This is a genomic window from Zophobihabitans entericus (assembly GCF_011745665.1).
Taxonomy (GTDB): Bacteria; Pseudomonadota; Gammaproteobacteria; order Enterobacterales; family Orbaceae; genus Zophobihabitans; species Zophobihabitans entericus.
In genome coordinates, this window is the sequence record NZ_CP050253.1 from 211039 (window position 1) to 226237 (window position 15199).

At 40.1% G+C, this 15199-nt stretch carries 9 protein-coding genes; 4 read left to right on the plus strand and 5 right to left on the minus strand.

Features of this window, described 5'->3' with window-relative positions:
• Positions 1–4 precede the first annotated feature (4 nt).
• Entirely contained in the window at positions 5–2533 is a 2529-nt protein-coding gene (gene nirB / locus IPMB12_RS01035; RefSeq protein ID WP_166914085.1) for a nitrite reductase large subunit NirB, read from the minus strand.
• A 505-nt stretch (positions 2534–3038) separates the two neighbouring features.
• On the opposite strand from nirB, the gene IPMB12_RS01040 reads away from it, so the two are divergent.
• Entirely contained in the window at positions 3039–4007 is a 969-nt protein-coding gene (locus tag IPMB12_RS01040) for a hydroxyacid dehydrogenase (RefSeq protein WP_166914087.1), read from the plus strand.
• Between the two features lie 939 nt (positions 4008–4946).
• Here the strand turns inward: IPMB12_RS01040 and lysS are convergent.
• Together lysS and prfB are read right to left on the minus strand one after the other, a co-directional pair.
• The gene (lysS, locus tag IPMB12_RS01045) at positions 4947–6458 is read right to left on the minus strand and encodes a lysine--tRNA ligase (RefSeq protein ID WP_166914089.1); all 1512 of its coding nucleotides are present in this window, start codon (positions 6456–6458) and stop codon (positions 4947–4949) included.
• Positions 6459–6468: 10 nt separating this feature from the next.
• Positions 6469–7567 (minus strand): peptide chain release factor 2 gene (gene prfB / locus IPMB12_RS01050; RefSeq protein WP_166917647.1). Its coding sequence is split into 2 segments (ribosomal slippage): positions 6469–7491 and positions 7493–7567, totalling 1098 coding nucleotides; the frame shifts between segments, so codons are not numbered across the junction.
• A 128-nt stretch (positions 7568–7695) separates the two neighbouring features.
• Between prfB and IPMB12_RS01055 the strand changes: the two genes are divergently transcribed.
• The gene (locus IPMB12_RS01055; protein WP_166914091.1) at positions 7696–9711 is read left to right on the plus strand and encodes an LTA synthase family protein; all 2016 of its coding nucleotides are present in this window, start codon (positions 7696–7698) and stop codon (positions 9709–9711) included.
• Positions 9712–9761: 50 nt separating this feature from the next.
• Here IPMB12_RS01055 and IPMB12_RS01060 read toward each other — a convergent pair whose 3' ends face one another.
• Positions 9762–10385: a Fe-Mn family superoxide dismutase gene (locus IPMB12_RS01060; protein WP_166914094.1), complete on the minus strand. Its 624-nt coding sequence runs from the start codon at positions 10383–10385 to the stop codon at positions 9762–9764.
• Between the two features lie 191 nt (positions 10386–10576).
• Entirely contained in the window at positions 10577–11944 is a 1368-nt protein-coding gene (gene ppnN / locus IPMB12_RS01065) for a nucleotide 5'-monophosphate nucleosidase PpnN (RefSeq protein ID WP_166914096.1), read from the minus strand.
• Positions 11945–12250: 306 nt separating this feature from the next.
• Between ppnN and IPMB12_RS01070 the strand changes: the two genes are divergently transcribed.
• Together IPMB12_RS01070 and IPMB12_RS01075 are read left to right on the plus strand one after the other, a co-directional pair.
• Positions 12251–13441, plus strand: coding sequence for an amino acid aminotransferase (locus IPMB12_RS01070; protein ID WP_166914098.1), 1191 nt, complete (start codon positions 12251–12253; stop codon positions 13439–13441).
• A 143-nt stretch (positions 13442–13584) separates the two neighbouring features.
• Positions 13585–14928 carry an MATE family efflux transporter gene (locus IPMB12_RS01075; protein WP_166914100.1) on the plus strand — a complete coding sequence of 448 codons (1344 nt, stop codon included), beginning with the start codon at positions 13585–13587 and terminating at the stop codon, positions 14926–14928.
• The last annotated feature ends 271 nt before the right edge of the window (positions 14929–15199 follow it).

The following is a 15199-nucleotide window of genomic DNA, read 5'->3' on the forward strand; positions in this document are numbered from 1 at the left end:
TCTCCTACGAATTAGAATGAGCGATAGTTCTTCTTTCTGACGGCGTAGCCGGTCGGTGCTGATCCCGTTCAGGTACAACCTGTACATTCTCATCACGTAAAGAACTATTGATAAAGTGAGCAAATCGGCGCTGAGCTTCAGTGTTTTCAACTGTCTCTTTCCATTCACAAATGACTAACTTGCGAGCACGCTCCATCTCTTTTTCTAACTCGGCATTAATACCTAATTTATCGTCAACAATCACGCTACGTAGATAATCAATACCACCATCCATACTCTCAAGCCACAGCGAAGTACGCTGCAATTTATCACCGGTACGGATATAAAACATCATAAAGCGATCAAGATAACGAACCAGAGTATCATGATCCAGATCACTGGCTAACAAATCAGCATGACGTGGTGTCATACCACCATTACCGCAAACATAAAGGTTCCAGCCTTTATCAGTTGCAATAATACCGACATCTTTACCTTGTGCTTCTGCACATTCACGGGTACAACCTGATACACCAAACTTCATTTTATGCGGAGTACGAATACCCTTATAACGATGCTCAAACTCCACACCAAGTCCGACACTATCACCAACACCATAACGGCACCATGTGCTACCCACACACGTTTTAGCCATGCGTAGTGCTTTGGCATATGCCTGACCGGTTTCAAAGCCTGCCTCAATCAGCGCCTTCCATATTGCCGGTAAATCATCTTTTTGTGCACCAAACATCGCCAGGCGCTGAGAGCCGGTGATTTTGGTATATAAATTATATTGTCTGGCAATTTTACCAACGGCGATTAAGCCTTCTGGTGTGATTTCCCCACCTGGGGAACGTGGAATGACAGAATAAGTACCATCTTTTTGGATATTGCCAAGGAAAGCATCATTAGTATCCTGCAGTGAGACAACGGCTGGTTTTAATACATATTCACCCCAGCAGGAAGCTAAGATTGAACCCACCGCTGGTTTACAGATTTCACACCCGTAACCGCTACCGTGCTTTGCCAGTACTTCACCAAAGTTTTTCAGTCCTTCCACACGGATTAAATGGAATAACTCCTGACGAGAAAACTTAAAGTGTTCACAAAGATTGTTATTAACTGCAATACCCTGTTTTGCCAGTTCAGCATTCAGAACCTGTGTAATTAAAGGCACACAACCGCCACAACCAGTACCGGCTTTAGTCACAGCTTTAATCGCAGCTACTGTATGGTTACCTTCATTAACCGCCTGAATAATATGACCTTTAGTCACATCAAAACAGGAACAGATTTGTGCTGAATCAGGTAGTGCTTCAACCCCCATAGTTGGCTTAGCACCAGCATGAGCAGGCAGGATCAAAGTATCCGGATGTTTAGGCAGATCCATATTATTTAACATCAGCTGTAATAAATTGCCATAATCAGACGTATCACCAACTAAAACGGCACCAAGTAGTTTTTGATTATCTGCGCTGACGATTAAACGTTTGTAGATTGAGTGATTTTCATCTAAATACACATAACTACGCGAACCAGCAGTACGACCTTTAGCATCACCAATGCTACCAACATCAACACCAAGTAGTTTTAATTTAGCGCTCATATCTGCACCAAGGAAGGCATTCTCTTCACCAAGAAGATGAGATACCACAACCTGAGCCATTTTATAGCCCGGTGCCACTAAACCGAACACGCGTCCGCCCCAACAGGCACACTCACCAATTGCGTAAATATCCTGATCAGAAGTCTGACAGATGTCATTAATCACAATCCCGCCGCGTGGACCGATTTCCAGTTCACACTCTTTTGCCAGTTTGTCCTGCGGACGAATACCGGTTGAGAACACGATAAAATCGATATCAAGTGAAGACCCATCAGCAAACTGCATGGTTTTGCCTTGCTTATGATGAATAATCTCCTGAGTATTTTTACTGGTATGAACAGTTACACCCATCTCTTCGATTTTGCGACGTAGCTGTTCACCGCCCATGGCATCAAGTTGCTCAGCCATCAGAACTGGCGCAAACTCAACAACATGAGCTTCCATACCTAAGTTTTTCACTGCGCCCGCAGCTTCAAGACCCAGTAGTCCACCACCGACTACAGCACCTTTTTTACTACGTTTAGCGCAAGCTTCAATCGCATCTAAATCTTCAATGGTACGATAAACAAAACAATCAGGACCATCAGAACCTTTAATTGGCGGAGTCCATGGATAGGAACCTGTTGCCATGACTAGTTTGTCATAAGCAACAATACGACCTGTTTGTGAATGAACCTCTTTACGAGCGCGATTAACCAAAATCGCTTCTTCACCGATTAAAATATTCACGCCATGTTTTGCGTAAAAGCCTTCTTTAACTAGTGTGAGTTCTTCAATGGTGTGATCAGAAAAGTAAGATGAAAGATGAACGCGATCGTATGCTACACGAGGTTCCTGACAGAAAATGGTAATTTCGAATTGATCAGACGATGCTTTGCCGAGAAGTTCCTCTACAAAACGGTGTCCAACCATCCCGTTACCAATGACAACGAGTCTGGTTTTACCCATACATTACTCCCAATTTATAATTTAAATATCAAAACTAAATCTATCAATTAAGAGTTATTCTATTAGAACCCTTGGAAAATATAACTTCCTCTAAGGTATTACCACCAAAGTGGTAGATATTAAACTGTATTGCTATGTTGATGAATTACAAATAGTATTTCTGGTAAATCATAAAAAGTAAAGGAATAAAATATGAACAAATCCAATAAGGAGATCGTCAGTTTGTGATTCAGCTCTCAGATAATTAGAATTTGGCACAATTATTTCTAGTCAGACTCCTCTTTTTATTGTGCAAATTCCCCATGTTTTTTATACACAATACCGATAACCTCTACCAATAAATTTTTATCTCGCTTCAAATTTTCTAATCTACACCAGCTCGTTTGTAATGATTGTTCGACCCGATTTGTTGATTATCAGAACAAAACTGTTGTACCTCACCCTGATAATCATTAAGTAAATTAATACGTTAAATATTAACTAGTTATTTTATCAGGAGTTGCTCATGACAAAGAAGAAAGTGGTTGTTATCTCAGAATTCCATCCCGCAGGTATTAAGCTCTTACAAGCCAGAGAAGATATCGATCTGGTGATCGTTAAAGATCCGACGCCCGAAAATATATCAAAGGCTGTCGTAAATGCTGATGTGATCACCATCAGGACTCAAAAAATAACCCGAGAACAACTTGCTTTAGCACCAAATCTAAAGCTGATTTCCCGCTATGGAGTAGGCACAGATAATATCGATATGGCGTATTGTAATGAGAAGAAGATTCCGGTCGCGATTACTGTTGGTGGAAACGATAAATCAGTTGCCGAGCACGCTTTTACCTTAATAATGAGTCTGGCAAAAGATATGAAAATGAGTGACAAAGCGATTCAGGATAGCAACTGGAAATATCGTGACACACGTAGTATTCATGATTTATATGATAAAAATGTATTAATTCTTGGTTTTGGCCGTATTGGTCAGCGTGTTGCACGTTTTTGTCAGGCCTTTAGTATGAATGTCACCGCCTATGATCCTTACCTGCCAAAATCACCAGTAGAAAATGTGAAGCTGGTGAAAGACTTTCATTCAGAGCTTGCTCACGCTGATTTTGTCACTTTACATTTACCACTGACTAAAGAGACCAACGGTTTATTTGGTAAGAGAGAACTTTCTATGATGAAAGATGGATCATTCTTTATTAATACTGCGCGCGGAGAACTGGTACATGAAGATGACCTGCTTGAGGCTTTAAACAGTAAAAAGCTCAAGGGTGTGGGGCTGGATGTTTTCTCTCATGAACCACCAGATCCTAGCCACCCATTGTTTAAACATGATCGCTCGTTCTTTACCCCACACGCAGGCGGCATGTCTGAGGAATGCACCTCCAATCTGGCTGTTATGACAGTACAACGTATTTTTGAATGTTTTGAGGGTAAGCTGGATCTTTCTTATGTGTTTAATCGCAAAGAGATAGGATCATAAAAACTCTAAATAAATCAATGGGTTAAAAAATAATTAAATTTATAGCCCTTTGATTTAAATGAAGAAAATAGTTTTAGTTGTAAACTATGACTGATAAGGACAGTGGCTTGGGATGAATTCTGGTTGCGCGACACTGTCGCGCTTTTACGTTCTTAGAACAGTGGGATATTAGTAGGGGTTTGTTTGTATTGCGCGACGTCGTCGCGCTCTAGAGATCTTAGAGTGGTGCCGGAATTAACCTGCGTGTGAGCTTACCGGTACTATTCCGATGCGCTGAACATGCAAGCCATGTAACGCTTACTCCATAGCACCGATAAGCTCAGGCTACATCCAATAGGATTCACTGATAAAAGATAAAAGATAAAAGATAAAAGATAAAAGATAAAAGTTTGGTCTAAATTTTATTGATAGTTTTAAGATTAAAATTAGTTAAAAGATTTCTTTTTAGTTCTGATGTTATTTTGAAGATTAAGGTTTTAAGGTGTTTGATATGCCCTTATTCCATCCAGAATGCCGTGATTGATGGAGAGCGTACCTTATAGGTCTTAGTGAGCCGGACGAACGGGCGCCTATAGGGTGCGCTAGGCCATCAAGTCCCATTGAACCAGCAACCACTCCAAAAATATTGCGTACGGGCGGCGCAGTCCGCCCCAATCCCAATCCCAATGCTAATAACAAACAACGACACAAAAACACACCAAGCGGGGTGCACCAGGTCATCAAGTCCCACTGAACCAGCAACCACTCCAAAAACATTGCGTACGGGCGGCGCAGTCCGCCCCAATCCCAATGCTAATAACAAACAACGACACAAGAAATACACGCTCAGTGGGGCATGTTCCCCACGCCATCACCCTGCTAATAGCAGCACTAATACTTTAAATAAAAAAGCACCAACATTAGTTGATGCTTTTACAATCTACAAAAATAATTTATATATTATTTCGCTACAGGTCTCATCGCCGGGAATAGAATCACGTCACGAATTGTATGACTGTTAGTAAATAGCATTACTGTGCGATCAATTCCGATTCCCAGACCTGCTGTTGGCGGTAAGCCATGTTCAAGTGCGACAACATAATCTTCATCGTAGAACATCGCTTCATCATCACCACTATCTTTTTGACGTACCTGATCAGCAAAACGTTCAGCCTGATCTTCAGCATCATTTAATTCCGAGAAACCATTACCGATTTCACGACCACCAATAAAGAACTCAAAACGGTCGGTCACAAATGGATTTTCATCATTACGACGCGCCAGCGGAGAAACCTCTGCCGGGTATTCAGTAATAAAGGTTGGTTGAATTAAGTTAGCTTCTGCCACTTCTTCAAAAATCTCAGTCACAACCCGACCCAGTCCCCAGCCTTTTTCAATTTCAATCCCAACTGATTTTGCAATCGCGCTCGCTTTATCAAAATCATCTAAATCAGCAACATTCGTTTCCGGGCGATAATGACAGATGGCCTCTTTCATGGTCATTTTGATAAATGGTTTGCCAAAGTCAAATGAATGCTCACCATACTGAACCACAGGAGAACCTGTTATAGATACCGCTAAACGGCGGAATAACGCTTCAGTTAAATTGATAAGATCACGATAATCTGCGTACGCCATATACATTTCCATCATAGTAAATTCCGGATTATGACGCGGTGAAACACCTTCATTACGGAAGTTACGATTGATTTCAAATACCCGCTCAAAACCACCAACCACAAGGCGTTTTAAGTAAAGCTCTGGTGCAATACGTAAATACATATCCAGATCCAGCGCATTATGGTGAGTTACAAATGGTTTAGCTGAAGCACCGCCAGGAATTACCTGCATCATTGGTGTCTCAACTTCCATAAAGTGCTGTTCAGTCATGAAATTACGGATTTCAGATACGATTTTAGAACGCGCAGCAAAGGTTTTACGTGATTCTTCATTGGTAATCAGGTCAAGGTAACGTTGACGGTAACGTGTTTCCTGATCTGCCAGACCATGGAATTTATCAGGTAATGGACGTAGTGCCTTGGTTAATAAGCGGATCTCTTCACAATGAATAGAAAGCTCACCTGTTTTAGTTTTAAACAAATAACCTTTAGCTGCTAAGATGTCACCCAGATCCCACTTTTTAAAGTGTTCATTATATAAACCTTCCGGCAAATCATCACGCGTGACATATAACTGAATTTGACCACCAACGTCTTGCAGAGAAACGAAAGAGGCTTTACCCATAATACGGCGCATCATCATACGACCAGCAACTGCAACACGAACCTTCAGACTTTCAAGTTCTTCGTTACTCTTATCACCATACTGCTTATGTAAATCAGCTGAAATCGCATCACGACGAAAATCGTTCGGGAATGCAATCCCCTGTTCACGGATAGCGGCTAGTTTTTCACGACGCGCTTGTAGTTCATTGTTTAGTTCGGTTTGATCTAGTTGTTGTTCTGTTGACATGTTAATTATCCTATAGCCCTGCTTTTAAGCTTTCTTCAATAAATTGGTCTAAGTCACCGTCAAGTACGGCTTGAGTATTGCGTGTTTCAACGCCTGTGCGTAAATCTTTAATCCGGGAGTCATCCAGTACATAAGAGCGAATCTGACTTCCCCAACCAATATCGGACTTATTATCCTCCATTTGTTGCTTGTCTGCATTCTTCTTCTGCATTTCCAGCTCATATAATTTCGCTTTCATCTGCTTCATGGCCTGATCTTTATTCTTATGCTGGGAACGATCGTTCTGACATTGGGTCACTGTTCCGGTTGGAATATGGGTAATACGTACCGCAGATTCTGTTTTATTAACGTGCTGACCACCCGCACCAGACGCACGGTAAACATCAATACGTAAATCAGCCGGATTGATTTCAATATCAATATCATCATCCACTTCTGGATAGATAAACACGGCACTAAATGAGGTATGACGACGATTACCTGAATCAAACGGGCTTTTACGTACCAATCGGTGCACACCAGTCTCAGTACGCAACCAACCAAAAGCATATTCACCCATCACTTTAATAGTCGCTGATTTAATACCAGCTACGTCACCATCCGACACTTCAATCACTTCTGTGGTAAAGCCTTTTGCTTCTGCCCAGCGCAGATACATACGCAACAGCATTTCAGCCCAGTCCTGAGCCTCTGTACCCCCAGACCCCGCCTGAATATCCAGGTAACAATCAGCACTATCATATTCACCAGAGAACATACGTCGAAACTCAAGCTGAGCAAGTTTTTCCTCAAGCTCCGCAACTTCCACATTGACTTCGTCAAATGTGTCCTGATCTTCAGCTTCAACAGCCAGTTCAAGTAGTCCTTCCACGTCATCAAGACCCTGAGTTAAAGAGTCTATCGTTTTGATCACTTCTTCCAGCGCCACGCGCTCTTTACCCAATGCCTGAGCTTTTTCCGGATTAGACCAGACATCGGCCTGTTCTAATTCACCGTTGACCTCTTCCAGACGCTCTTTTTTTAATTCGTAGTCAAAGATACCCCCGAATCACGGCGGTTCTCTCTGAAAGTTCTAGTATTTTATTTTTAACAGGATTAATTTCAAACATATCTTTATGAATAAAAAGTAGTATAATTAAAAGATTAGCTGACGACACCAAAACGCCAGTTTATCGAATTTAGCAGATAGAATATAGCGTGTCTCAAAAATAATCAAATGACTAATGGGATTTACTCTATGCGGTACGCGAAATTTAAGCAGATTTTTATCATCCTTCTCGTCGCATGGCTAATCTCATTGCTTATTCAATCTATTGCTCGCTTCTACTTTGTTAACGCCTATATCACCACTGAATTTTTCCCGCTTTCCTGTCCACATCAACTCCCTATGCTATTTTTGACAGGTTTAAAAATCGATGTGAAAATTTCTTCCCTTATTTACAGCGTGATATTGTTACTCTTACTATTACCGTTGCTCTTTTCACCAGTCAGCATTTTTAATCGCCTGTTAAAATATATCCCTATTTTACTGACACTCATTACACTGACCTTTCTATTGCTAGCTGTAATTAATATTTATAATTATACTTCATATGATAACTATATTGATGTGTTGTTATTTGGTTTATTTGGCAATACTTCCGCTATTTTGATGTCTTTTGGACAAAACTATCCTATCTTACAAGGGCTAGTCATATTTACGGTGCTTGCTTTTGGGTTACGCTTTTTTTATGCCCGCTTACAGCACTATATCACCAGGCTTACCAGACGTATGTCTTCTGCCGTTTTATTTTCAATTATCTTTATCACCTGTTTTGGTATCGCGATTTGTGTCGTTACTCCAAATAATGGTTTCCCACTCAATAAAACAGATTCTCACGTGTCCCGTTATGCGGTACTAAATATGTTTATTCCAAATGGTCAAGTTACCCTTGGCAATACTTGTAAAGATAATAAGCTAAAAACTGAATTTAAAGATATTGATGAAGAAACCGGGGCTCAATTACTCACCAACTTTTATGGTGAGGAGAAACCCGCTTCTTTAGAAATATTTCAGGATATTACTCCAGCGAACGAGTTTGTCGCTCAAAAACCACCACATATTGTCTTTTCTATTATGGAAAGTATGAGTTCTCATCTGCTTGAGCTTAGCCGTATTAATAATGATCTGTTAGGCGATTTACGCATGCACTTTCAGCAGGACTGGCGTTTTACTCGTTTTGTCTCTGAAGGTGACGGCACTATCGATTCTTTATCCCGCCTGCTCGTACGTAGCCCAATCAGTAAAATCAGTGAATCGTATCCTCCAGATATCACTTTTGAGAGCAATATGCTCAAACCATTTTTAGATCAGGGATATAAAATTGTCTTTATTACTTCTGGCAGTGGAACATGGCGTAATATAGGGAATTTTCTGCGTTATTTAGGTGTATCAGAAATTATCGAACAGGGTGATTTACACCAGAAATATCCGGAGAGCGAAATCACAACAACCGGTATACCTGATGAATATATGTTCCGCTACGCACAAGAACGTTTATCTCTGGCGGAGCAACAAGGCGAACATGTGATGATTATGATGCTCTCTTCAACAAATCATCCACCATTTAGAATTCCTCCTGGCTATCCTTATTTTAATTATCAATTAACGTCAGGTGAGCTGGAAAGATTATCGGCTCTTGGCTCACAACAAACAGTAAGTAATATTTTAAATGTGTTTCGTTATAGCAATCATAAACTGGGGCAATTTATTAGCTGGGTTAAGCAGCAGCCTTTGGGTGATAAAACCATTATTGCGGTAACAGGCGATCATAATATGCGCAGTATTAGTTATTCAAACCCTCGAGAAAAAGTGCTGGGTCACGCAGTACCATTTTATCTGTATGTACCAACCTACTACCAGATAAATACCATATTTGATCCAACCAGAGTGGGGAGCCATAAAGACATATTCCCGACACTCTATCATTTGGCGTTATCAGAAACACCTTACTACAAAATGGGATGTAATCTGGTTGGAAAAGAGTTAGATCCACTGTGGTGTAACTCAGGTTATAACCCAAATGTCGCGATAAATCAGTCCGGGGCATTCTTTTTAAAAGAAAACGAATTTAGACCATGGAATAGTAGTGGAACCTTGCAACTAGGGCAGATAACAGCCGTGGCAGGAGAAAACCATATTTTCTTACATCGCTGGCAGGATTTTACTAAAATCCAGCAATGGCAAATATTACAACAGATAAAAAATCCCTAGATATAAAAAATGGCGCTATCAGCGCCATTCTTCATTTACTATCTTACTTATTATTTTTGAGATTCAAAACGTTGTGCAACATAATCCCAGTTCACAATGTTCCAGAATGCACCAATATAATCAGCACGACGATTTTGATATTTTAAGTAATAAGCATGTTCCCACACATCTAGTGTTAATAGAGGGTAACCAGAAACACCAGCAAATTTATCACCCATGATTGGTGTATCTTGATTTGGTGTAGAAACAACAGAAAGTTTACCATTTTTAACAACTAACCAAGCCCAACCAGAACCAAAACGAGTTAACGCTGCTTTAGTGAACTCTTCTTTAAATTTATCAACAGAACCAAAATCTCTGATAATTGCATCTTTAAGCGCACCTTTTAATTCTGTACCTACTTTTAATAAATTCCAGAACAGAGTATGGTTTGCATGACCACCAACGTTATTCTTAATACCAGCTAATTTATCAGCAGGTACTTTATCCAGATTAACAAGCAGTTCTAGCTCAGACATTTTTTGTAATTCAGCTGGTAAAGTTTCCAGTAATCCGTTAGCGTTATTTACATAAGTCAGATGATGTTTATCATGATGTAAATGCATTGTTTCTGAATCGATATATGGTTCTAATGCTTCATATGCATATGGTAGTGGCGGAAGAGTGTAAGCCATGACATTACTCCTTTAATTGATTTTGTTTGATATAGGTTATCCAGCTTGAAGTATATGCTTTCATACCAATTCAGCTCAAGCTATCAATCCTATAGCCCCGGTCTATCTTTTTTATGCATTACTACGTTGTTAAATCACACTTATGAGGCACTTTTAAGTACGTTTTAAATACTAAAAGTGCCCTGAAGTCATTATAAAATGATTTCGTAGCAAGGTTTATAAGCCGTTGAGCCGGGTAGTTTCATACGATCTTGTTCAACAAAGCTACGTAATAACTTATCCAGTTGTGCCATTAACGCCGGATCACCATGTAACTTATAAGGGCCATTGGCTTCAATCTCTTTCATACCTGACTCTTTAACATTACCGGCAACAATACCAGAGAAAGCACGACGCAGCGCTGCAGCAAGCGCATCTACTGGTTGATCTTTATGTAAATCCAAAGCTGCCATATTTTCATGAGTCGGTTCAAAAGGGTGTTGCAACGCTTCATCAATTTTAAGCAGCCAGTTAAAGCCATAGGCATCACTGGTCGCTAAACGACTGGCTTTTACCGCACTGACACCTTTAACCATCACACGAGCAACTTCTTCCGGATCATCGATAATAATTTGATAATGTTTTCTGGCTTCTTCACCCAGTGTATTACAGATAAAGCTATCTAAAGCGTCGAAATATTCACGGCTCTCTTTTGGTCCGGTTAACACTAGAGGGAACACTAAATGATGATTTTCCGGATTAAGCAGAATACCCAGTACATACAATAACTCTTCAGCAGTACCCGGACCGCCAGGGAAAATAACTACACCATGTGCCATACGCACAAAGGCTTCCAGACGTTTTTCAATATCAGGCATGATAAGCAGTTCATTCACCAGAGCATTCGGTGGTTCTGCGGCAATGATTGACGGTTCAGTCATACCAATAAAACGACTTTCATGGTAACGCTGCTGCGCATGACCAACGGCAGCACCTTTCATCGGTGCTTCCATCACTCCCGGGCCGCAGCCAGTACAGATATTTAGCTCACGTAGCCCTAACTGTAAACCAACCTGACGGGCATAGTAATACTCAGTCTCATTAATTGAGTGACCACCCCAGCAAACAATCAGATTTGGCTCTTCACCAACGTGTAGTGCATTAGCATTACGTAGAATAGAGAAAACCAGGTTAGTAATGTAAGCAGAATGGTTCGAATTAAAGTTAGTGATGCCGCTAACTGCTGCAATTTGACTATTTACGAATAAAATATCACGCAAAACAGCAAACAAGTTAGCCTGAATAGAGCGAATAATTTTACCATCAACAAAAGCGGTTTCTGGTGGATTGATCAACTCTAGCTTAACGCCGCGTTCACGACTAAGTACGTTAATATCAAATGTTTTAAATTTTTCAAGAATGGCTTTACTGTCATCTGTTTGACTACCGGCATTAAGGGTAGCTAAAGAACAGTTACGAAATAGCTGATAAAGTTCACTATTGGCGGAACCTTTTAACATCGTTACTTCAATTTGAGAAAGTAAATCCATTGATCCTAATGGATTAATTGTTGTAATCAAAATCAACTCCTTTTATAAACAACTAACATTCACAATATCATTGTGTAATTGGTTTAATCTAACACAATTTTTGTGAGATCATCATATTCTCAATAAATAATTTTAGTAGAAAATAGCATAAAGCATTTTATGTCTTCTCCTATGTTTGAAATTGATAAGAAACTCACTAATTTTCGATAAAATCGGATCCTTTCTCTATTCAGTAATTATGATAAAGCGTATAATAGGAAAATTATGCTTATTACCGTCATATTTATAACTTATTAACCAATGACGGTGTTTTTATTACTACTTAAAGGGTGGAATATGTTTGAAGATTTAACCGCCGCTCCCGCAGATCCTATTCTTGGTCTGGCTGATCTATTTAATGCAGATGAGCGCAGCAATAAAATAAATTTGGGTATTGGTGTATATAAAGATGAAACAGCAAAGACACCAATCTTAAGCTGTGTAAAAAAAGCAGAATCATTTTTACTGGAGACAGAACAATCTAAAAATTATTTAGGGATTGATGGTCTGTCACTATTTGCCAGCGCTACGCAAGAATTATTATTTGGCTTAGATAGTTCAATTATCACTGAACAACGCGCTAAAACAGCACAAGCCCCAGGTGGAACGGGCGCACTGCGCATTGCCGCAGACTTTTTAGCTCGCAGAACTAAAGTAAGACGTATCTGGGTCAGTAACCCGACGTGGCCAAACCATAAAAGTGTCTTTCAGGCTGCAGGTTTAGAAGTACGTGAATATAGCTATTACAATGCTCAAAATCATAATTTAGATTTTGATGCCATGATCAGTAGCTTAAGTCAGGTTTCAGCTGGTGAAGCTGTTGTGCTACACGGTTGTTGTCATAACCCAACAGGTATTGACCCAACACCTGAACAGTGGAAGATCATCTCTGATCTGTCACTAAAAAATGGCTGGTTACCAATATTTGACCTTGCATACCAAGGGTTTGGTAATGGTCTTGAAGAAGACGTGCAAGGGCTACGTACTTTTGCGGAATCTCATCCGGAGTTATTAATTGCCAGTTCTTATTCAAAGAACTTTGGCTTATATAATGAACGTGTAGGTGCATTTACACTTCTGGCTGCAAACCATGATATTGCTGAACGTGCAGCAAGTCAGGTGAAAGCAATTATTCGGGCAAACTACTCAAGCCCACCGGCACATGGTGCCATGATCGTTTCTCATATCTTAAACGATCTCGATTTACGTGAAGAGTGGATTGATGAATTAACCCATATGCGTCAACGTATTCACAGAATGCGTCAGCTATTTGTTAAGACATTACAAGAAAAAGGGGCACAACAGGATTTTAGCTTTATAACACAACAAAATGGTATGTTCTCTTTCAGTGGGCTCACTGAAGCGCAGGTACTGGCATTACGTAATGACTTTGGTATTTATATCGTGAATTCAGGGCGTATTAACGTTGCCGGCATCACGCTGGATAACATGTCTGTTCTGTGTGAATCTATCATAAAAGTTCTATAATCCTTCCCTATAGAGACCTCATCAAAACGATGTGGTCTCATATCACTCTTATTTGTTACATGATATTTTGTAGCTATATTATATAGCTACAAAATAAGACTGTTATTTATCTCTATTTAAGGACAGCCTGTTTAGGTATTACCATGAAAAACTCGAATTCAGTGACAGAACAATCACTATTTTCACTTAGTTGGCCAATATTCATAGATATTTTTCTACATCTGGCCACATTATTTATTAACACCTATATGATCAGCCATGTGTCATTACTGATGGTTTCAGCCACGACAGTAGGTAACCAATTTTTTGATATTTTTATTCCGATTTTTAACTTCATTGGGATCGGTTGTAGTGTGGTTATCGCTCAGTACTTAGGGGCAGGTAATCGGGAACAAGCCAGAAAAGCGATTCATATCTCTATCGCCTTCAACTTTATTCTAAGTCTTTTCTGTTATCTGTTTATTTCACTCTGTGGCTATCAGGTACTGATCTGGATGAACACTCCAGCTAATCTGTTACAGATGAGTTATGACTATTTCCATATTCTGGGTATCTGTTTAATTTTTGAGGCAATCGTCATTATTATTGCTTCTTGTATCCGGGTGTACGGAAAATCCAAAGCAGTTATGTACGTATCACTGATAATGAACGTGGTAACTGTGTTTGGTAATATCTTAGTTCTTTATGGATTCTTTGGTATCCCACAAATGGGGCTAGTGGGGGTTGCGTGGTCAACAGTCATTGGACGAATTATTGGTATTATCTTACTCTTCTGCTTACTGGTATATGGGCTACGCATTAAACTGGAAATTTCACTCTTTTTCCACTGGAGTAAAGATCTTCTTAAGAAAATCTTTAAAATTGGCTTACCTTCAGCGGGTGAGAACCTGTCATGGTCAGGGCAATGTCTGGTAATGACGGCATTTATCGGTCTAATGGGAGAAATTCCATTGGCTGCTCAGGCAATTTATTTTCAGATCGCTTATTTCATGATGTTATTCTCAATCGCTATCGGAATTGGTAATGAGATCATTGTAGGTCACATGGTTGGCGCTAAACGTTTTGATGATGCTTATCACCGTACATTCAAAAGTTTGAGATTTGGTTTTATCATTACCGCCTTTGTGGTGCTTGGCTTCTTCCTGATTCGAGTTCCATTACTAACAGCATTTACTGATAATACCGAAGTACTGGAAATCTTATTACCGATCTTCATATTAGCCATTTTCCTTGAGCCAGGACGCACACTCAATATCACCATGGTCAATGCCTTACGTGCAACCGGTGATGCACGTTTCCCATTCATTACCGCTTTAGTATTCATGTGGGGCTTAGCAATTCCTGTCGGCTACATCCTCGGTGTTAAAATGGGTATGGGACTGCTTGGTATCTGGATTGGCTTCGCCTGTGACGAATGGGTGCGTGGTCTGGTCAACACATGGCGCTGGAAAAGCCGCCGCTGGCAAGCAAAAAGACTCGATATCTAATCTAAAATTGCGCGACATTGTCGCGCATTTTCTTAATCCCCACATTATCTCTTCCTTTAAAAACACAGCACTTCACATAACATAAAAACTTTGAATAAATCAATATGTTAAAATCACACTTTCTATCCCAATGTTAAGCCAGACAAGAGCTTATCAGTGCTGTGGAGTAAGCGTTTAATGCTTGCATTTCGAGCGCACCGGAACAGTGCTGATAAGCTCAACCAAGCTAATATCTGCACTGTTCTATTTCCTTAAAGGCGCGACTCCGTCG